Source organism: Hydrocarboniphaga sp. (assembly GCF_028291725.1).
Classification (GTDB): domain Bacteria; phylum Pseudomonadota; class Gammaproteobacteria; order Nevskiales; family Nevskiaceae; genus Hydrocarboniphaga.
Genome location: NZ_JAQGNT010000100.1, coordinates 24,395 through 44,353, shown reverse-complemented (window position 1 = coordinate 44,353; position 19,959 = coordinate 24,395). Strand labels below are relative to the sequence as shown.

Here is a 19,959-nt window from a genome sequence, read left to right as displayed (position 1 = left end):
TGCGTCATCGTTTTGATGAAACGGACTACTAGTGCCGGATCCCGGAACCCGTTCAGACCTGTTTTCAAACCATTAGCTTGCTGGAGCGTTGCCCGTGAAACATTCAAATCCGCCTACATCCGATGCACTCAGTCTGACGCGGCGCCACTTCGTCAAAAACTCCCTGCTCGCTGCCGGCGGCCTCGGCCTGTCGGCGCTGGCGCCGGGCTTCATCCGCAATGCCGGCGCCGCCGATTTCGGCAAGCCGGAGAAGACCGATCTGACGATCGGCTTCATCCCGCTGACCGATTGCGCCAGCGTGGTCATGGCCTCGGAACTGGGCCTTTACAAGAAGTACGGCCTCAACGTGACCGTCACCAAGGAGGCGAGCTGGGCCGCGGTGCGCGACAAGCTGCAGCTCGGCCAGCTCGACGCCGCACACGTGCTCTACGGCCTGATCTACGGCTCGCACTTGGGCATCGGCAGCCAGAAACAGGACATGGCGATCCTGATGAATCTCAATGCCAACGGCCAGGCGATCACGCTGTCGAACAAATTGCTGGAAGCCGGCGTCGATAGCGGCGAAAAGCTCAAAGCCGCCGTCGCCAGCAAGGATCGCGAGTACACCTTCGCGCATACCTTCCCCACCGGCACGCATGCGATGTGGCTGTACTACTGGCTGGCGGCGCACGGCATCGATCCGCTGCGCGACGTCAAGACCATCACGATTCCGCCGCCGCAGATGGTCGCGAACATGCGCGTCGGCAACATGGACGGCTATTGCGTCGGCGAGCCCTGGAACGGCCGCGCGGTGTTCGACAGGATCGGCTACACCGCGACCACTTCGCAGGCGATCTGGAAAAATCACCCGGAAAAAGTGCTGGGCACGACCAAGGCCTTCGTCGACCGCTATCCGAACACCGCGCGCGCGATGGTGGCCGCGGTGCTCGAAGCCAGCCAGTACATCGACGCGATGAGCAACCGCGCCAAGGTCGCCGAGATCATCGGCGGCAAGTCCTATGTCAACGCGCCTTCGCCGGTGATACTCGACCGCATGCTCGGCCACTACGACGACGGCAAGGGCGGCAAGTGGCAGGACGACAACTACATGAAGTTCTATGCCGACGGCGAGGTCAATTATCCGTACCTGTCGCATGGTATCTGGTTCATGAGCCAGCACCGCCGCTGGGGCCTGCTGAAGCAGGACGTCGATTACCTGGCGATCGCGCGCCAGGTCAACCAGATCGATCTGTACAGCGACGTCGCCAAGATGCTGGGCGTCGCGCTGCCGGCCAGCCCGCTGAAGAGCGAGACTCTGTTCGACGGCGTCGTCTTCGATCCCACCAAGGCGGCAGACTACGCCGCCGCCTTCAAGATCAAGGCCTAGCCGATGGCGAGCACTCCGCAGCCGGCCAGGACGCGGCCGATGGCGCTGATCAGAACCGTGGCGGCGGCGTTGCGCACGGCGCTCGCCTGGCTGCTGCCGCCGCTGTTCGGGCTGGCGGCGCTGGTCGGCGTGTGGGCGCTGATCGCGGCCGGTTCCAGCAACCTGCCGAGCCCCGGCAAGACCTTCGCGTCCGCGGTCGAGGTGTTCGCGCATCCGTTCTACGACCAGGGCCCTAACGACCAGGGCATCGGCTGGAACCTGCTGAAGTCGGTAGGCCGCGTCGCCGAGGGCTTCGGCCTGGCGGCGCTGGTCGGCATTCCGCTGGGCTTTCTGCTGGGCCGCTACGCGCTGCTGAATCGCGCAGTCAGCCCGATCATCAGCCTGCTGCGGCCGGTGTCGCCGCTGGCCTGGCTGCCGATCGGCCTGGCGGTGTTCCAGAAAGCCAACCCGGCGGCGATCTTCGTGATCTTCATCTGCAGCATCTGGCCGATGATCATCAACACCGCGCTGGGCGTATCCAGCGTGCCGCAGGACTATCTCAACGTCGCGCGCGTGCTGCGCTTGTCCGAGTGGAAAGTGCTGACGCGGATCCTGCTGCCGGCCAGCATTCCCTACGTGCTCAGCGGCGCCAAGCTGGCGCTCGGCATCGCCTGGCTGGCGATCGTCGCCAGCGAGATGCTGACAGGCGGCGTCGGCATCGGCTTCTGGCTCTGGGACGAGTGGAACAGCCTCAACATGGAACACATTCTGATCGCGATCCTGGTGATCGGCGTGGTCGGCCTGCTGATCGAGCACGGCATGACGCTGATCGCGAAACGCTACGACTACCGGCAGAGCTGAAAGCGATGAGCGCACGATGAGCACACGATGAGCAACTATCTACAGGTGGACCACGCGACCATCGCGTTCGACACGCGCAAGGGCCGCTACGTGGCCGTGCAGAACGTGAATCTGCAGGTCGCGCGCGGCGAATTCGTCGCGATCATCGGCCACTCCGGCTGCGGCAAATCGACCGTGCTGAACCTGATCGCCGGCCTGATCGAGGCGGCCCAGGGCGGCGTGATCCTGAACGGCCGGCAGATCGACGGGCCGAGCCCGGAGCGCGCCGTGGTGTTCCAGAACCATTCGCTGCTGCCCTGGCTGACGGTCTACGGCAACGTGCATCTGGCGGTGGAGCGCGTCTTCGGCGCGACCGACAGCAAGGCACGACTGCGCGAACGCTGCATTGCTGCGATCGAGCTGGTCGGGCTGGTCCATGCGATCGACAAGCGCCCCAACGAGATCTCCGGCGGCATGAAGCAGCGCGTCGGCATCGCCCGCGCGCTGGCGATGGAGCCCAAGGTCTTGCTGATGGACGAGCCTTTCGGTGCACTCGATGCGCTGACCCGCGCCACGCTGCAGGACTCGCTGATGGAGATCCAGCAGCGCCTGCAAAACACCGTGGTGATGGTCACCCACGACGTCGACGAAGCGGTGCTGCTGTCGGACCGCGTGGTGATGATGAGCAACGGCCCGGCGGCGACGATCGGGCAGATCCTGAGCATCGACCTGCCGCGCCCGCGCCAGCGCGTCGAGCTGGCCGACGAGCCGGCCTACAACCACTATCGCGCCGAAATCCTGCGCTTCCTGCACCAGGGCCAACGGGCACCGGTCGGCGCGCACTGAGCACCGCGGCGAGCAGGTAGGTTGGGGTGAGCTTGCGAACCCCAACATTTCGTCCGCGCCGATGTTGGGGTTCGCTGTGCTCACCCCAACCTACACGCTGGCGAGATGATGTGTAGATACCTACTGCGCCGCGTTACCATGGCCCCATGAGCGGCCCCGCGAATCTGTTCACCATCGGAGGAATCAGCGTCGCGCTCGGCGAGCGGCGCAGCGTCGATCTGCATATCGCCAATCTCTACACCAGCGCGCCGGTGTCGCTGCCGGTGATCGTGCAGCGCGGTGCCGACGCGGGGCCGACGCTGTTCGTCAGCGCGGCGCTGCATGGCGACGAGATCATCGGCGTCGAGATCATCCGCCGGCTGCTGAAGCTGCCAGTGCTGCAGCAGCTGCGCGGCACCTTGCTGGCGGTGCCGGTGGTCAACGTGATGGCCTTCCTGCACCAGTCGCGCTACCTGCCGGACCGGCGCGACCTGAACCGCAGCTTCCCCGGCAGCGAAAGCGGCTCGCTGGCGGCGCGGCTGGCGCACGTGTTCCTGAGCCAGGTGGTGGAGCGCTCGGACTACGGCATCGATCTGCACACCGGCGCGATCCACCGGCCCAACCTGCCGCAGATTCGTACCGACCTGCGCAATCCGGTGAACCTGCGCCTGGCCCAGGCTTTCGGCGCGCCGCTGTTCCTGAATTCCAAGCCGGCGGCCGGTACCTTGCGCGAGTACACCACGCGCCGCGACATCCCGGTGATCCTGTACGAATCCAGCGAGGCGCTGCGTTTTGATGAAACCGCGATCCGCATCGGCGTGCAGGGCGTGCTCAACGTGATGCGCGAGATCGACATGCTGCCGCGGCTCGCGGACCACTCGACACGCTCGCCGCAGCCGGTGCTGGCGCAGTCCAGCCGCTGGGCGCGGTCACCGGCCAGCGGCATCCTGCGCTCGCAGGTCGCGCTCGGCGATCACGTCGCCAGCGGCCAGACGCTGGGCATCGTCGGCGATCCCTTCGGCGGGCAGGACACGCCGATCACCGCGCCGCGCGACGGCCTGGTGATCGGCCGGCTCAGCCTGCCGCTGGTGCACGAGGGCGACGCGGTATTCCACATCGCCGAAGTCGCCGATCCGCGCATCGCCTCGCTGGCGTTTTCGCAACTCGAGGCGATGACCCGGGACATCGAGTCTGACGAACCGCCAATCGTCTGAGATTACTTTAAGTTTCAACTGTTGCAGATTGACTTTAATCGGAATATTCTCCAGCGGACCCGATGGAGACGCGCCCGATGCAAAGCCCTGCCCGCGACGCTGTGCCCAACCCGATGGCGCGACCGCAGCCGCCGCGGACCCATGGCCCCGCCACTCCCGCGACACCGACCGAGCTGCAGCAGATCTTCGAGCGGCTGGCGCGTCCGCTGCTGCCCGCACGAACCTCCTGATCGGATCGCTGCCGAGCGCGACGGGGTGAACGACGCCACCGTCGGCTCGATCGCACACGTCATCCAGCTCGCGGTGGCGCCGGTGTTCCTGCTGACCGGCGTCGGCAGCATGCTCGGCGTGCTGACCAACCGCCTCGCCCGTATCGTCGATCGCGCGCGCAAGCTCGAAGCCGATCTTTCGGGCCAGGAAGAATGGCGGCTGCAGTTGCTGCGGCAATGGCTCAAGGATCTGGCGCTGCGCGCGCGGCTGATCGGCTGGGCGATCAGCCTGTGCATTGGTTGCGCGCTGCTGATCGGCAGCGTCGTCGTGTTGCTGTTCGTCAGCAGCATCACCGAGGTGAATTTCGGCGGCGTGGTCGCGGCGCTGTTCATCGGCGCGATGCTGTCGCTGATCAGCGGCCTGCTGTGCTTCATGCGCGAGATCTACCTGGCGACGCGGCAGCTGCGCATCGGCCAGCCGGAGCGGCCAGCGCCGCTGACGCCGTAGCCGAGAGTAGGTTGGGGTGAGCATAGCGAACCCCAACATCGGCGCGGATGCCCTGTTGGGGTTCGCTTTGCTCACCCCAACCTACGACCCCTTCACTCAGCCCGCGCCAGGTTCGCTTCGGCCACCGTCAGCGCGCTCATGTTGACGATGCGGCGCACCGTCGTGCTCGGCGTCAGGATATGCACCGGCGCCTTGCAGCCGAGCAGGATCGGGCCGACCGCGACGTTGTTGCCGGCGGCGGTTTTCAGCAGGTTGTAGGCGATGTTGGCGGCGTCGATATTCGGCATCACCAGCAGATTCGCCGGGCCCTGCAGCGTGGTTTCCGGAAGAATCCGCTTGCGCAGGCTCTCGTCGAGCGCGCAGTCGCCGTGCATTTCGCCATCGACTTCCAGATCCGGCGCCAGCTCGCGCAACAGAGCCAGCGTCTGGCGCATCTTGATCGACGACGGCGAGTCGTAGCTGCCGAAGTTGCTGTGCGACAGCAGCGCCACCTTGGGCTCGATGCCGAAGCGTCTGACGGTCGCCGCGGCGAGCTGAGTAATTTCGGCCAGCTGCTCGGCGGTCGGGTCGACGTTCACATGCGTATCGACGATGAACACCTGGCGGTTGGGCAGGATCAGCGCATTCATCGCCGCGTAGACGCTGGACTGCTCGCAGCGGCCGATCACGCGATCGACGAACTGCAGGTGGCGCGCCGTGTTGCTGATGGTGCCGCAGATCATGCCGTCGGCTTCGCCCTTCTTCAGCAGCATCGAGGCGATCAGCGTGCTGCGCCGGCGCATCTCGAGCTTGGCGTACTGCGCGGTGACACCGCGGCGCGACATGATCTGGTGATATTCCATCCAGTATTCACGAAAGCGCTCGTCGTGCTGCGGGTTGACGACGGTGAAATGCAGATCGGGCTTCAGACGCAGGCCGAAACGCTTGATGCGCTCCTCGATCACCGAGGGCCGGCCGACCAGGATCGGGCGCGCCAGCTTCTCGTCGACCAGGATCTGCGCGGCGCGCAGCACGCGCTCCTCTTCGCCTTCGGCGAACACGATGCGGCTGTGCTCGGCCGGCGCCTTGCGCGCGGCGTCGTAGACCGGCTTCATGAAAGTGCCGCTCTGGTAGACGAACTGCTGCAGTCTCTGGCGGTAGGCTTCGAAGTCTTCGATCGGGCGCGAGGCGACGCCGGAATCCATCGCCGCCTTGGCAACGGCCGGCGCGATCTGCACGATCAGGCGCGGATCGAAAGGCTTGGGGATGATGTATTCGGGGCCGAACGACAGGTTCTCGATGGCATACGCGGCGGCGACCACGTCGCTCTGCTCCATGCGCGCGAGCTCGGCGATCGCGCGCACCGCGGCGACTTCCATCTCGCGCGTGATCGTGGTCGCACCGGCATCGAGCGCGCCGCGAAAAATGAACGGGAAGCACAGAACGTTGTTGACCTGGTTCGGATAGTCGGTGCGGCCGGTCGCGATGATCGCGTCGCCGCGCACCGCCTTGACGTCTTCCGGCATGATTTCCGGGTTCGGATTGGCGAGCGCGAAGATCATCGGACTCGGCGCCATCGTCGCGACCATCGCCGGCTTGAGCACGCCGCCGGCGGACAGGCCCAGAAACATGTCGGCGCCGTCGATGACTTCGGCCAGCGTACGCTTGGAGGTCGGCTGCGCGAAGCGCTCTTTGTCCGGGTCCATCAATTCCTTACGGCCCCGATAGACCACGCCGGCCAGATCGGTCAGCCAGATGTGCTCGATCGGCAGGCCCAGATCGACCAGCAGGTCGACGCAGGCCAGCGCCGCGGCACCGGCGCCGCTGACCACCAGCTTGATCTCGCGGATATCCTTGCCCACGACCTGCAGGCCGTTGAGCACCGCGGCGCCGACGATGATCGCGGTGCCGTGCTGGTCGTCGTGGAATACCGGGATCTTCATCCGCGCGCGCAGCTTGCGCTCGACTTCGAAGCACTCCGGCGCCTTGATGTCCTCGAGGTTGATGCCGCCGAAAGTCGGCTCCAGCGCGGCGATCACTTCGACGAGCTTGTCCGGATCGGTCTCGTTGATCTCGATGTCGAACACGTCGATGCCGGCGAACTTCTTGAATAAAACCGCCTTACCTTCCATGACCGGCTTGGCGGCGAGCGGGCCGATCGCGCCCAGGCCCAGCACCGCGGTGCCGTTGGTGATCACGCCGACCAGGTTGCCGCGCGCGGTGTAGCGGAACGCGTTGACCGGATCGGCGACGATTTCCTCGCAGGCCGCGGCGACACCCGGCGAATACGCCAGCGCCAGATCGTGCTGGTTGGTCAGCTGCTTGGTCGCGGTGACCGACAGTTTTCCGGGTACCGGGAACTCGTGATAATCCAATGCCGCCTGACGCAGACTTTCACGGACCTTGCTGGGGACGGCGGCTTCCTGGCTCATGCGGCTCTCGTTATCGTCTTGCGAGATGGGAGCATGCGGCTCCTGGCTCGTCGTTTGTGCGTGGGGATCAAGGATCGCGATTATAGGCGTCGCTGCTGCAGATGCCGGCGCCGGCAACTAACACCATCGGGCTATTCCACAGCTGCGTCATCCGCTTCACTATCAGCCAGCAAAGCCTAAAAAGCGGTGCCGCAACCAGCCCGCTGGCGAAGGCAGGAGCCCGCAAAAGCAACATCGACAGCGACACTCAGCGAGTTCTGGAGACCTATGAGCACGACCACGACACCGCCCGCCGCATCTTCGCCATCCCATTCGGGGTCGTCCAAGCGCCTTTATCTATGGGTGCTATTGGCGATCACGATCGGCGGCACCATCGGTCATTTTTTTCCGGAAACCGGCGTCGCCCTGAAGCCGCTGGGCGATGCCTTCATCGGACTGATCAAGATGCTGATCGGGCCGATCATCTTCCTGACCGTGGTGATGGGCATCGCCGGCGTCGCCGACGTGAAGAAAGTCGGCCGCGTCGGCGTCAAGGCGATCCTGTACTTCGAGGTGGTGTCGAGCTTCGCGCTGGTGATCGGCCTGATCGTCGTCAACCTGCTCAAGCCGGGCAGCGGCTTCAATGTCGACCCGGCGACGCTCGACGCCGGCGCGGTCGCCAAGTACGCGGCCGCAGCGCACGAGCAGAGCACCGTCGGCTTCCTGCTGCACATCATCCCGAAGACCTTCAGCGATGCTTTCACCGGCAACGGCGATCTGCTGCAGGTGCTGCTGGTGGCGCTGCTGTTCGGCTTCGCGCTCAGCGCGATGGGCGAACACGGCCGGCCGGTGATGGGTTTTCTGGACGCGTTGTCGAAAGTGTTCTTCCGGATGATGAACATGATCATGCGGCTGGCGCCGCTGGGCGCCGGCGGTGCGATGGCGTTCACGATCGGCAAATATGGCCTGGACAGTCTCGGGCCGCTGGCCAAGCTGATGGGCAGCTTCTACCTGAGCTGCGTGCTGTTCGTGGTGCTCGTGCTCGGCGCGATCGCGCGCATCAGCGGCTTCAGTATCTTCCGCTTCCTGCGCTATATCCGCGACGAGTTGTTTCTGGTGCTGGGCACGTCCTCGTCCGAATCCGCGCTGGTGCCGCTGATGCAGAAGCTCGAGCGCCTGGGCTGCGGCAAGCCGGTGGTCGGTCTGGTGATCCCCGCCGGCTATTCGTTCAATCTCGACGGTACCAACATCTACCTGACGATGGCGGCGATCTTCGTCGCCCAGGCGCTCAACGTCGATCTGACGCTGACCCAGGAGATCACGCTGCTGGCCGTGGCGATGCTGACTTCCAAGGGTGCATCGGGTGTTACCGGTGCCGGCTTTATCACGCTGGCGGCGACGCTGGCGGTGGTGCCCTCGGTGCCGGTCGCGGGCCTGGCGCTGATTCTCGGTATCGACCGTTTCATGAGCGAGGCGCGCGCACTGACCAACCTGGTCGGCAACGGCGTCGCGACCATCGTCGTCGCCGGCTGGGAGAACGAGCTGAATCGTGACCGTATGCGCAGCGAGCTGGCGGCCGGACCGGATGCCGATACCGGCAACACACTGCCACCGCTGGAACACGGAATCGCGCAGACCTAGCACCACGGTCCCTTCCCCCGCCTGCGGGGGAGGGGGCAAAAACCCAAGACCCATTCCGACTCGATCGGAGGAGAACCCGATGAAGACCTTTCCCCTGGCACCGCAAGGTGTCGGCGCCGCCGTGTGCGCTGTGCTCGTTTCACTAGCCTTTGCCGGCACCGCCCGCGCCGATGACGAAGCCTCGACCAGCGGCGGACTCAAGATCAAATCCAGCGACGGCGCCTTCGAAGGCTCGCTCGGCGGACGCCTGCAGTTCGACGCGGTGATGCTGGAGCCCGACAACGGTAGCGGCATCGGCAGCGACAAGGTCGAGAACAACAGCGGCAGCTATTTCCGCCGCGTCTACATCCAGCTCGAAGGCCGCGCCTACGACTGGAGCTACAAGCTGCACTACGGCGTCAGCAGCGGCGGCGGCGGCACCGGCAGCAGCAATTCGCTGCAGGACGTGTGGCTGTCGCACAGCGTGCTGGTGCCGGAAAGCACGATCTACATCGGCCAGCACAAACCCTGGCGCAGCATCGAGGAGATCGGCTCCAACAACCAGGCGCTGTTCATGGAGCGCCCGGTGACTTCGGCCAACGGCATCTACGGCGGTCACGACTATACCCAGGGCCTGTACTACGCCTACGCCGACCAGACCTGGTTCGGCGGCGTGTCGGCCTACCTGCTGAACCGCGACGGCACCGGCAGCTCCGAAGGCACCGGCGGCAACGCCCGCCTGGTGTGGTCGCCGATCAACGACAGCGGACGCCTGCTGCACCTGGGCCTGTCCTACTCCAGCGACCATGCCGACAACACGGCCAACGCCAGCCAGGCGCTGTCGGCCAGTTACCGCTACGGCGGCTACCGACTCGGTTCGGGCTCGGTCACGCAGACTTTCGCCAGCTACGGCGCCGGGCCTTCGCCGTCGCAGGACACCATCGGCGCCGAATTCGCAGGCGTCTACGGCCCCGCCTATTTGAATGCCGAGTTCGCCAGCGCCAAATTCGAGCAGGACGGCAAGCCCAGCTCGACGGTGGACGCCGCCTATGTGCAGGCCAGCTGGTTCCTGACCGGCGAGTCCAAGGCTTACTCGATCAAGGAACACGTGATCGGCAATCCCAAGCCCAAGAACAGGAACGGCGCGATCGAGCTCAAGCTGCGCTACGAGATGATGCGCAACACCGACGTCGATGCCAGCCAGTCGCTGGGCTGCAACATCACCCAGGGGCCGAGCACGGGCGTCGACGACTGCCGCTATAGCGGCTGGACCACCGGTGTGAATTACTATCCGAACCCGGCGATGCGGATCATGCTCGACTACATGCGCTCCACGGCCGATCTCGGCAGCGCCGGCAAGGACGAGCCCGACACCATCGCGGCACGAGTGCAGATCGTTTATTGAGGAGAGCCGGCAAGCGATGATCGACCGTGCCGCAGCATCGCCGCCGCGCAGCACCGCGTGGCGGCTGAAATCAATCTTCAGCGGCTCGGTCGGCAACCTGGTCGAGTGGTACGACTGGTACGTTTACTCGGCGTTCTCGCTGTACTTTGCGAAAGTGTTCTTCCCCAGCGGCGACAACACCGCGCAGCTGCTGAATACCGCCGCGGTATTCGCGGTCGGTTTTCTGATGCGGCCGATCGGCGGTTGGCTGATGGGCGTCTACGCGGACAGGCACGGGCGCAAGGCGGCGCTGCTGCTGTCGGTGTGGCTGATGTGCGGCGGCTCGCTGATCATCGCGCTGACGCCGGGCTACGCCAGCATCGGCGTTGCCGCGCCGCTGTTGCTGCTGGTCGCGCGGCTGATTCAGGGCCTGTCGGTCGGCGGTGAATATGGCACCTCGGCGACCTATCTCAGCGAGATGGCGACGCACGCGCATCGCGGCTTCTATTCGAGCTTCCAGTACGTGACGCTGATCATGGGCCAGCTGCTGGCGCTGGGCGTGCTGATCCTGTTGCAGCGGGTGTTCCTGACGACCGAGCAGCTCGACGCCTGGGGCTGGCGCATTCCGTTCGTGATCGGCGCCGGCACCGCGCTGGTGGCGATGCTGCTGCGGCGTGGCATGGCCGAAACCGATTCGTTCAAGCGCCGCGCGGCCACACCCGGGCCCGGACTGATGCGCCAGCTGATGCAGCACCCGAAACAGCTGGCGACCGTGGTCGGCCTGACCATGGGCGGCACGCTGGCGTTCTACACCTACACGACGTACATGCAGAAATACCTGGTCAACAGCGCCGGCATGAGCAAGGCCGACGCGACGCTGATTTCGGCGGCGACGCTGTTCCTGTTCATGCTGCTGCAGCCGCTGATCGGCGCGCTGTCCGACCGCATCGGCCGGCGCCCGGTGCTGATCACTTTCGGGGTGCTCGGCACGCTGCTGACGGTACCGATCCTGAGCGCGCTGAAAGACGTGCACACGCTGTGGGAAGCCTTCCTGCTGATCATGGCGGCACTGATCGTGGTCAGCGGCTATACCTCGATCAACGCCGTGGTGAAGGCGGAATTGTTCCCGACCGAAATCCGCGCGCTCGGTGTCGGCCTGCCCTATGCGATCACCGTTTCGATCTTCGGCGGCACCGCCGAATACATCGCGCTGTGGTTCAAGAGCATCGGCCACGAGAGCGGCTACTACTGGTACGTCACCGCCTGCATCGGCTGCTCGCTGCTGGTCTACGTGCTGATGCGCGACACGCGCCGGTATTCGCGGATCGTCGATGACTGAGCCGGTCGCGCGCGGGCTCAGGCGGGGCTCGCATCCGCTACGGCTCGCGGTGACGATCGCCGCGCTGCTCGGCGTGATCGGCGCGGTGATGCTGGGTGTCGGCAGGCAGGCCACGCGCCAGGCGCTGCGCGACGCGGGCGCGCGCAGCCTGGAGCAGCTGGCGCTCTACGCCGGCTCGCTGCAGTCGCAGATCGATCGCTATCGCGTACTGCCGGCGGTGCTCGCGCTCGACCCCGAACTGCGTGCGGCCCTGCGCGCGCCGGTCGACGCGGCGGCCAGCGAACGCCTGAGCCGCAAGCTCGAAGCAGTCAACGGCGTTGCCGAAACCTCGACCCTGACCTTGCTCGACCGCCGCGGCCTAGGCGTCGCCGCCAACAACTGGCGTTCGGCCAACAGCAACGTCGGCGTCGACTATCGGTTCCGGCCGTATTTCCAGCAGGCGATGCGGCAGGGCACCGGCCGCTTCTACGGCATCGGCATCACCACCGGTGTGCCCGGCTATTTCCTGGCGCAGGCGGTGCACGACGACGACGGCAGCACGATCGGCGCGGTCACCGTGAAACTCGATCTGCGCCGGCTCGAACAGGAATGGGCCAGCGCCACCGATATCGTGCTGATCAGCGACGCGCACGGCATCGTGTTCCTGAGCAACCGCCTCGCGTGGCGCTATCGCGAGCTGCGCGCGCTAAGCGCGGCGGACCGCGACGAGCTCGGCCGCACGCAGCAGTATGCCGGGCAGACGCTGCAGATACTGCAGCAGCGCGACCTGGAATCGCTAGCAGCCTGTCGGGCTTGGGAGATCGTAGCGAGGGTTTGGCCCGCTGTGTCCAAGCTGCGGGCGCCCGAGGAGAATAGTGAGTCATATTTGACGAGGGCGCCCGCAGCTTGGACACAGCGGGCCGAAGCCGCAGTAGATCTTGCCAAGCCCGACAGGCTGCTAGGCACCGACGGCCGCCGCGTGCGCATCCTCAGCCGCGACATCACCGGCGATTACCTGTGGCAGTCGCTGCCGCTGGCATCGGCTGGCTGGACGCTGCACCTGTTGCACGACACGCGCGACACCCTCGAAGCGGGCCGGGTTGCCGCGCTGGCCGCGGCCGGTGCGGCGCTGAGCCTGCTGTTCCTGCTGCTGTTACTGCAGCAGCGTCTGCGGCTGTCGAAACTGCGCCGGCGCAGCCGCGACGAGCTCGAACAGATGGTGCGCCAGCATGCCGAGGCGATGCGCAGCGCCGAGGACGGCATCGTGCTGGCCGCGGAGCGCGCCAGCGTCGGCCAGCGCCAGAGCCTGGAACATCTGCCGCAAGGCGTCGGTGTGATCGACGCCGAGCTGCGGCTCAGCGCCTGGAACCGGCGCTACGTCGATATCTTCCGCTATCCACCCGAGCTGATGAAGATCGGCCGCCCGATCGAAGACCTGCTGCGCTACAACGCGCGCCGCGGCCTGCTCGGCAGCGGCGATATCGAGGAAGCCGTGCAGCGCCGGCTCGACCATCTGCGCACCGGCAAGCCGCACATGTTCGAGCGCGAATGGGCCGACGGCACGGTGCTCGAAATCCGCGGCAACCCGCTGCCGGGCGGCGGCTTCGTCACTTCCTACGCCGACATCACCGCGTACAAGAACACCGCGCGTGACCTGCGCACGCTGGCCGGATCGCTGGAGAAGCGCGTCGACGAACGCACCCAGGATCTGGATGCGGCGCGGCGCGAAGCCGAGCGTGCGAACAAGTCCAAGAGCAGCTTCGTCGCCGCGGCCGTGCACGACCTGCTGCAGCCGCTGAACGCAGCGCGCATGTATACGTCGGCGCTGCGCGAACGTCTGCGCAATGCCGACGATGCGCAACTCGCCGACAACGTCGACGAAGCACTGGCTGCGCAGGACGACATCCTGGCTAGCCTGCTGGATATCTCGCGGCTGGAGTCCGGGGCGATCCGGACCGAGATCCGTGATCTGTCGTTACAGCGGATGTTCGACGCGCTGCTGCGCGAATTTGCGCCGATGGCGGAATCGCGCGGCCTGCAGCTGCGGCAGGCGCGGACGCGCGCGGCGATCCGCAGTGACGAGGCGCTGCTGCGGCGCATCCTGCAGAACTTCCTGTCGAACGCGCTGCGTTACACCGACCGCGGCGGCGTGCTGATCGGCGCGCGGCGCGTTTCGAACGACAGCGTGCGCATCGAAGTCTGGGACAGTGGCTGCGGCATCGCCGAACATCAGCAGACGCTGATCTTCGAAGAGTTCCAGCGGCTCGACGGCGGCGCTCGACGGCATGACCGCGGTGCCGGGCTCGGCCTGGCGATCGTGCAGCGCATCGCGCAGCGGCTGGCTCACCGCATCACGCTGCGATCGCGTGTCGGCCGCGGCAGCATGTTCGCAGTCGAAGTGCCGCGCGGCGATGCCGCCAAAGTGCAGCCGGCGAGCCGCGCCAGCGCCGAGCCGGGTTCGGCATTGCAGAACCGCCGCATCTGGTGCATCGACGACGATGCGCGCGTGCGCGAGGCGACGCGCACGCTGCTCGAAGCCTGGGGCTGCGCAGTAACGCTCGCCGGCAGCATGGAGGAAGCACTGGTTCTAGCCGCCAGCCGGCCACCGCCAGAACTGGTGCTGCTCGACTATCGGCTAGGCGCCGGCACCGGAGCGGAGCTGATGCCGAAGCTATTCGAGCGCTGGCGGCAGCGTCCGCCGGTGATCGTGATCTCGGCCGAGCGTGAAACCGCGTCGCAGGCCGCGAGCGAGAACGGCTGGGGCTTCCTGCCGAAGCCGGTGAAGCCGGCAGCGCTACGCGCGCTGATGCGACAGCTGCTGCTGGTAAAGACCGGGGTCGATTCGCGCTGATTGTTGGGGTTCGCTGCGCTCACCCCAACCTACCGATCGCCTCGTAGGTTGGGGTGAGCGCAGCGAACCCCAACATCAGCCCCCCGAGCCTTCGCCCTCCGGCTGCAACGCTTTCACCTTCACCGCCGCCTGCGTGCGGCTATTGCAATCCAGCTTACGCAGGATCGCACTGATGTGGACCTTGACGGTGTTCTCGGCGAGGCCGAGTTCGTAGGCGATCTGCTTGTTGAGCAGGCCGTCGGCGATGCACATCAGCACGCGGAACTGCTGAGGCGTCAGCTGCGCGAGCTGTTCGGCGAACTGCGCGTCCTCGGCGCTGCGCGTAGCCTTGTCCTGCGGAAACCATTCGCCGCCGGCCATGACCTGGCGCAGCGCGTTCTGCAGCACCGCGATCGGCGCCGACTTCGGCACGAAGCCCGCGGCACCGAACTCCTGTGCGCGGCTGACGGTGCGCGGCTGATCGTTAGACGAAATCACGATCACCGGCAGCGCCGGCCGTTCGCCGCGCAGATAGACCAGTGACGAGAATCCCTGCGCGCCCGGCATATTCAAATCCAGCAGCACCAGGTCGAGTTCGGGCTGCGCGGTTACCGTCGACACCAGCGAGGCGAAGCTGGACGCCTCGAACAACGCACCGCCGCTCGCAGTGAACGCCTGCAAGGTATGCACGAGCGCCGCGCGGAACAGCGGATGATCGTCCGCGACCAGGATGCGCAGTCCGCCGGCGTCCTCTTCTGCGGTCACGAGTCTCAGGCCTCGGCGGACTGACGCCGGCGCAACACGATCAACCGGCCGATCAGCACCACCAGCAGCGCGCCGAGCACCGAGAACAGATAATCGGTCCAGTGCGGCAGCGAATCCTGCAAGGCGTCCAGCGCGTGATCGTCGATCCACAGGCCGCCGGCGATCCAGCCGAGCAGCGCGCCGCCGAACACGATCACCACCGGATAGCGGTCCATCAGCGCCATCACCAGCTTGCTGCCCCAGACGATGATCGGCACGCTGATCGCGATCCCCATCGCGACCAGGCCGATATGGCCGTCGGCGGCGCCGGCGATCGCGATCACATTGTCCAGGCTCATGACCGCGTCGGCGATGATGATGGTGCGGATCGCGGTCAGCAGATGGTCGCTGGCCTTGATGTCCGGCTCGTCCTGTTTCTCCGGCAGCAACAGCTGCACGCCGATGTACAGCAGCAGCAGCGCGCCGACGATTTTCAGAAACGGCAGCGCCAGCAGCTGCACCGCGAAGAAGATCAGCACGATGCGCAGGCCGATCGCACCGAACACGCCCCAGAAAATGCCCATGTTGCGCTGCCGCGGCGGCAGCCGGCGGCAGGCCAGCGCGATGACCACGGCGTTGTCACCGCCGAGCAGAATGTCGATCAGGATGATCTGGAGGACAGCGATCAGCAGGCCGCTGTCCAGATGGAAGTCGTGCATGGCTCGGTTCTGATCAAACGCAGCGATAGTTTGCACCGGAACCATCGAGTCGGCGCAAGCTCGGTGTTTTGGTGAAACCGACGACTCAGGACTCCGAGCGCTCGATCTCGTCGAGCTGGCGGCGGTGCTCCTCGGCGGTGGTCGGCACGAACGCCGGCACCGGCGTCGGCCGCTTGTCGTCGCCGATCGCGACCATGGTGAAGAAACAGCTGTTCGCGTGGCGTACGAGCTTGCTGCGAATATCCTCGGCGATGACCTTGATGCCGACTTCCATCGAGGTGTTGCCGGTGGAATTCACCGAGGCCATGAAAGTGACCAGCTCGCCGACATGGATCGCCTGGCGAAACACCACGCGGTCCACCGACAGCGTGACGACATAGGCGCCGGCGTAGCGGCTGGCGCAGGCATAGGCGACCTGGTCCAGAAATTTGAGAATCGTGCCGCCGTGGACATTGCCGGTGAAATTGGCCATGTCGGGTGTCATCAGCACGGTCATTTCGAGCTGGTGGCTTGGCAGGGTCGTCATATGAAATCGGCTCAGGCTTCGGGCGATGCCCGCCCAGGATCCGATAAAAAGCAGCTTTCACGCCAGCGGCTCAAGGCGAGGTTCGCCGCTGTCCAGGCGACAACCTGGGCAGCACGGCGGCCCGATGCAACGCCGGCCGGCGACGGCGGGGCCACGACGCCGGCAGGCCAAGTCGGTAGACTCGGCCAAAACCGCCCGTACCGCGGCTGCCCGATGACCCGTCACCGAATCGCGACAACAGACTGAATGAAAATACCGAATGCGCTGCAGCCACTGATCGAGGACGGCGTCATCGACCGCGTGGTGCGGCAGCTGAAGAGCGGCAAGGAAGCCTCGGTATTTCTGGTGGAATGCGGCAGCAACATCCGCTGCGCCAAGGTCTACAAGGAGGCCGAGCATCGCGGCTTCCAGAACCTGGCGCAGTACCAGGAAGGCCGCAAGGCCCGCGGCAGCCGCGACGAGCGCGCGATGGGCAAGCGCAGCCGTCACGGCCGCAAGCAGTCGCAGGAAGAATGGAAGAGCGCCGAAGTCGACGCGCTGTATCGCCTCGACGCCGCCGGCGTGCGCGTACCCAAGCCGTTCGGCTACTTTGATGGCGTGCTGATCATGGAAGTGATCGCCGACCAGAACGGCGAAGCCGCACCGCGGCTCAACGACGTGCAGCCGACGCCGGAGCAGGCGCGCGAATGGCACGAGTTCCTGGTCCGCCAGATCGTGCTGATGTTGTGCGCCGGCCTGATCCACGGTGACTTGTCCGAGTTCAACGTGTTGCTCAGCGCGACCGGCCCGGTGATCATCGATCTGCCGCAGGCGGTCGATGCGGCCAGCAACAACAACGCGTTTCGGATGCTCGAGCGCGACGTCAACAACATGAGGGCGTATTGCGGCCGCGCCGCGCCCGAACTGCTCGACACGCAATACGCACACGAGATCTGGAAGCTGTACCAGGTCGCCGAACTGCGCCGCGACACGCCGCTGACTGGCCGCTTCGTGTTCGATAGCACCCAGGCCGATGTCGGCGACGTGATGCTGCATATCGAGGAAGCGCGCAAGGAAGCCGAGATCCGTCAGCGCGGCCGCGACGAAGCCGCAGCGGCCGATTCCGAGTAATGTAGGTTGGGGTGAGCACAGCGAACCCCAACAGGACGTCCGCGCCGACGTTGGGGTTCGCTGCGCTCACCCCAACCTACTTCGAGTACGCGCGCTCGACTCTGGCGATGCGCACTTCGAAGTGTTCGTACCAGCGGCGCTTGCCTGTTTCCTGCGCGATGCGGTGCTCGGCAACCGCCTTCCAGGCACTGATTGCATCGAGATCGCGCCAGTATGAAACGGTGATGCCCAAGCCTTCGGCACCGCGCGTGCTTTCTACGCCGAGATAGCCCGGCTGCTGCGCCGCCAGCTCGGCCATGCGCTGGGCCATGCCGGCGTAACCGCTGTCGCCATCGGTGCGCGTCGACGTGAAGATCACCGCGTAGTACGGCGGCTGCGGTGTCGAAGCAAAGCCGGATTCACTCATAGTGTTTTACGCATCGGCACGAACTGGATCGTGATGCCGTCCGCCAGCGGATGATGGATCATGGTCTCGCCCTGATAGCCGAAAGTCCTGTAGAGCCGCACGCCCGGCAAGGTCGCCATCATCTCGCACTGGTGGAACCCACGCTCGCTCGCAGCCTGTTCGCAGCGCGCCAGAATTGCGCTGCCGATGCCTCGGCGGCTGTAGTCGGGATCGACGAAAAACGCGCGGATCTTGGCGGCATCGACTGCCGGATCCAGCCGCGCCGCATCGCGGCCACGATTGGCGTCGCCGCCGAACAGGGTACGGCGCCAGCTCCAGCCGCCACAGCCGACGATGCGCGAGTCCGCTTCGGCAACGAAGTAAGTGCCGTCTTCGATCAGCTGCGTATCGACGCCGAACGCGCCCTTCAGCGCGGCCTCGATCTGCTCGGACCGATAGTCGCCGGCACCGAGCTGGCGGATCGAGCGCGCGATCAACTCAAGCAGCATCGGCTTGTCGGTCATCAAGGCGACACGCAGTGGGTATGACATTCACGTTCTTCTGGCCGGGGCTCTAACGCCAGCAAAGATTCTGCCGTAGGGCGGGTCGCGACCCGCCGTTTTTTGTGCAGCCAAACAGAATCAAAAGCGGCGGGTCACGACCCGCCCTACGCGAGTGTCGCTCTGGCGTAACGGCGCGAGCCGACCTGCAGCAGGTATTCGCCGGCAGCCAGCATCAGCGCCCGATCCTCGACGCGCTCGCCGTTCACGCGCACGGCTTTCTGCTCGATCATGCGGTTGCCCTCGCCATTGCTGGCGACCAGGCCGGCTTCCTTGAGCACGCGTGGCAGCGGCAGGCCTTCGGCCGGCACCGCGATGCTGACTTCCGGAATGTTGTCCGGCAGCGCGCCCTGCGAGAACTGGGCGATGAACGCGGCCTTGGCCGCTTCGCCGGCACCGGCGCCGTGGAAGCGGTCGACAATCTCGATACCCAGCGCCATCTTGACGTCGCGCGGATTGGCGCCGTCGTCAACACTGGCGCGCAGCGCCGCGACCTCGCTCAGAGGCCTGAACGACAGCAACTCGTACCAGCGCCACATCAAGGTGTCGGACACGCTCATGACCTTGCCGAACATCTCGCCGGCCGGGTCGGTCAGGCCGATGTAGTTGTTCAGCGACTTGCTCATCTTGTTGGCGCCGTCGAGCCCTTCCAGGATCGGCACCGTCATGATGCATTGCGGCCGCTGGCCGTAGACGCTCTGCAGGTGGCGGCCGACCAGCAGGTTGAACTTCTGGTCATTGCCGCCGAGCTCGACGTCGGCGCGCAAAGCCACCGAGTCGTAGCCCTGCAGCAGCGGGTACATGAACTCGTGGATCGCGATCGGCTGGCCGTCGCGGTAGCGGGTCTGGAAGTCGTCGCGCTCCAGCATCCGCGCCACCGTGTGCTGCGCTGCCAGCTTGAGCATGCCCTCGGTGCCGAGCTTGTCCAGCCACTCGCTGTTGAACGCGATCGTGGTTTTGTCCGGGTCCAGGATCTTGAAGACCTGTTCTTTATAGGTTTGCGCGTTTTCCTCGACCTGCTGGCGAGTCAGCGGCTTGCGCGTCTCGTTCTTGCCGGTGGGGTCGCCGATCATCCCGGTGAAGTCGCCAATCAGGAAGATTGCCTCGTGGCCAAGCTCCTGAAAGGCACGTAATTTGTTTAACAAAAGCGTATGGCCGAGGTGCAGATCCTTGGCCGTGGGGTCGAAACCCGCTTTGATCCTGAGCTTGACGCCAGCCTCGGCAGCCTTGGCCAGCCGGGTGCGGAACTCGTCCTTCGGAATGATTTCGTTGGTCGCGCGTTCGAGTTCGTCGAGGGACATTTAAGTGCCGTTCGTCTGCCGGGGCGGCCAGCGTACCGCCCGTTCTGGGGTGCGCGACAGCGACAGACTGTTACAGAGGGATGGTAGGGAAACTCTTGCGGGACAACAGGTTTTTGTGGTTTCTTACGGTT

At 65.6% G+C, this 19,959-nt stretch carries 18 protein-coding genes; 11 read left to right on the top strand and 7 right to left on the bottom strand.

Annotated features, from left to right (window positions below):
- Positions 1 to 94: 94 nt before the first annotated feature.
- From JWQ90_RS26210 to JWQ90_RS26185, 6 genes are all read left to right on the top strand, one after another.
- Entirely contained in the window at positions 95 to 1,366 is a 1,272-nt protein-coding gene (locus JWQ90_RS26210; RefSeq protein WP_299698028.1) for a CmpA/NrtA family ABC transporter substrate-binding protein, read from the top strand.
- 39 nt (positions 1,367 to 1,405) lie between these two features.
- Positions 1,406 to 2,206, top strand: coding sequence for a nitrate ABC transporter permease (gene ntrB, locus JWQ90_RS26205; protein WP_366919604.1), 801 nt, complete (start codon positions 1,406 to 1,408; stop codon positions 2,204 to 2,206).
- 27 nt (positions 2,207 to 2,233) lie between these two features.
- On the top strand, positions 2,234 to 3,031 hold the full coding sequence (locus tag JWQ90_RS26200; RefSeq protein ID WP_299698026.1) for an ABC transporter ATP-binding protein: 798 nt from the start codon (positions 2,234 to 2,236) through the stop codon (positions 3,029 to 3,031).
- Positions 3,032 to 3,177: 146 nt separating this feature from the next.
- Entirely contained in the window at positions 3,178 to 4,224 is a 1,047-nt protein-coding gene (locus JWQ90_RS26195) for a succinylglutamate desuccinylase/aspartoacylase family protein (RefSeq protein ID WP_299698025.1), read from the top strand.
- 77 nt (positions 4,225 to 4,301) lie between these two features.
- Entirely contained in the window at positions 4,302 to 4,454 is a 153-nt protein-coding gene (locus JWQ90_RS26190; RefSeq protein WP_299698024.1) for a hypothetical protein, read from the top strand.
- 25 nt (positions 4,455 to 4,479) lie between these two features.
- Positions 4,480 to 4,941: a DUF2721 domain-containing protein gene (locus JWQ90_RS26185; protein WP_299698023.1), complete on the top strand. Its 462-nt coding sequence runs from the start codon at positions 4,480 to 4,482 to the stop codon at positions 4,939 to 4,941.
- A gap of 92 nt (positions 4,942 to 5,033) precedes the next feature.
- Here JWQ90_RS26185 and JWQ90_RS26180 read toward each other — a convergent pair whose 3' ends face one another.
- Positions 5,034 to 7,352, bottom strand: a complete 2,319-nt coding sequence (locus JWQ90_RS26180) for an NADP-dependent malic enzyme (protein WP_299698022.1) — start codon at positions 7,350 to 7,352, stop codon at positions 5,034 to 5,036.
- A gap of 267 nt (positions 7,353 to 7,619) precedes the next feature.
- Here JWQ90_RS26180 and JWQ90_RS26175 point away from each other — a divergent pair, with 267 nt between their 5' ends.
- From JWQ90_RS26175 to JWQ90_RS26160, 4 genes are all read left to right on the top strand, one after another.
- Positions 7,620 to 8,972 carry a dicarboxylate/amino acid:cation symporter gene (locus tag JWQ90_RS26175; RefSeq protein ID WP_299698021.1) on the top strand — a complete coding sequence of 451 codons (1,353 nt, stop codon included), beginning with the start codon at positions 7,620 to 7,622 and terminating at the stop codon, positions 8,970 to 8,972.
- A 79-nt stretch (positions 8,973 to 9,051) separates the two neighbouring features.
- Entirely contained in the window at positions 9,052 to 10,356 is a 1,305-nt protein-coding gene (locus JWQ90_RS26170) for a porin (RefSeq protein ID WP_299698020.1), read from the top strand.
- A 16-nt stretch (positions 10,357 to 10,372) separates the two neighbouring features.
- Positions 10,373 to 11,674 carry an MFS transporter gene (locus JWQ90_RS26165; RefSeq protein ID WP_299698019.1) on the top strand — a complete coding sequence of 434 codons (1,302 nt, stop codon included), beginning with the start codon at positions 10,373 to 10,375 and terminating at the stop codon, positions 11,672 to 11,674.
- Complete coding sequence (locus JWQ90_RS26160) at positions 11,667 to 14,504, top strand: PAS-domain containing protein (protein ID WP_299698018.1); 2,838 nt, start codon at positions 11,667 to 11,669, stop codon at positions 14,502 to 14,504. The genes JWQ90_RS26165 and JWQ90_RS26160 overlap by 8 nt, the downstream gene beginning before the upstream one ends.
- Positions 14,505 to 14,579: 75 nt before the next feature.
- Here the strand turns inward: JWQ90_RS26160 and JWQ90_RS26155 are convergent, their stop codons facing one another.
- The 3 genes from JWQ90_RS26155 to JWQ90_RS26145 form a co-directional block, all read right to left on the bottom strand.
- Positions 14,580 to 15,248 carry a response regulator transcription factor gene (locus JWQ90_RS26155; protein WP_299698017.1) on the bottom strand — a complete coding sequence of 223 codons (669 nt, stop codon included), beginning with the start codon at positions 15,246 to 15,248 and terminating at the stop codon, positions 14,580 to 14,582.
- Between the two features lie 5 nt (positions 15,249 to 15,253).
- Positions 15,254 to 15,946 (bottom strand): TerC family protein, encoded by a 693-nt coding sequence (locus JWQ90_RS26150; protein ID WP_299698016.1) that lies wholly within the window; start codon positions 15,944 to 15,946, stop codon positions 15,254 to 15,256.
- An 85-nt stretch (positions 15,947 to 16,031) separates the two neighbouring features.
- Positions 16,032 to 16,472, bottom strand: a complete 441-nt coding sequence (locus tag JWQ90_RS26145) for an acyl-CoA thioesterase (protein ID WP_299698015.1) — start codon at positions 16,470 to 16,472, stop codon at positions 16,032 to 16,034.
- A 246-nt stretch (positions 16,473 to 16,718) separates the two neighbouring features.
- Between JWQ90_RS26145 and JWQ90_RS26140 the strand changes: the two genes are divergently transcribed.
- Complete coding sequence (locus JWQ90_RS26140; RefSeq protein ID WP_299698014.1) at positions 16,719 to 17,582, top strand: PA4780 family RIO1-like protein kinase; 864 nt, start codon at positions 16,719 to 16,721, stop codon at positions 17,580 to 17,582.
- A 76-nt stretch (positions 17,583 to 17,658) separates the two neighbouring features.
- On the opposite strand, the gene JWQ90_RS26135 is transcribed toward JWQ90_RS26140, so the two are convergent.
- The 3 genes from JWQ90_RS26135 to tyrS all read right to left on the bottom strand — a co-directional run bounded on the left by JWQ90_RS26135 (position 17,659) and on the right by tyrS (position 19,828).
- Positions 17,659 to 17,988, bottom strand: a complete 330-nt coding sequence (locus tag JWQ90_RS26135; protein ID WP_299698013.1) for an antibiotic biosynthesis monooxygenase — start codon at positions 17,986 to 17,988, stop codon at positions 17,659 to 17,661.
- Positions 17,985 to 18,518, bottom strand: coding sequence for a GNAT family N-acetyltransferase (locus JWQ90_RS26130; RefSeq protein WP_299698012.1), 534 nt, complete (start codon positions 18,516 to 18,518; stop codon positions 17,985 to 17,987). The genes JWQ90_RS26135 and JWQ90_RS26130 overlap by 4 nt, the downstream gene beginning before the upstream one ends.
- 116 nt (positions 18,519 to 18,634) lie before the next feature.
- Positions 18,635 to 19,828: a tyrosine--tRNA ligase gene (gene tyrS / locus JWQ90_RS26125; RefSeq protein WP_299698011.1), complete on the bottom strand. Its 1,194-nt coding sequence runs from the start codon at positions 19,826 to 19,828 to the stop codon at positions 18,635 to 18,637.
- Positions 19,829 to 19,959 lie beyond the last annotated feature (131 nt).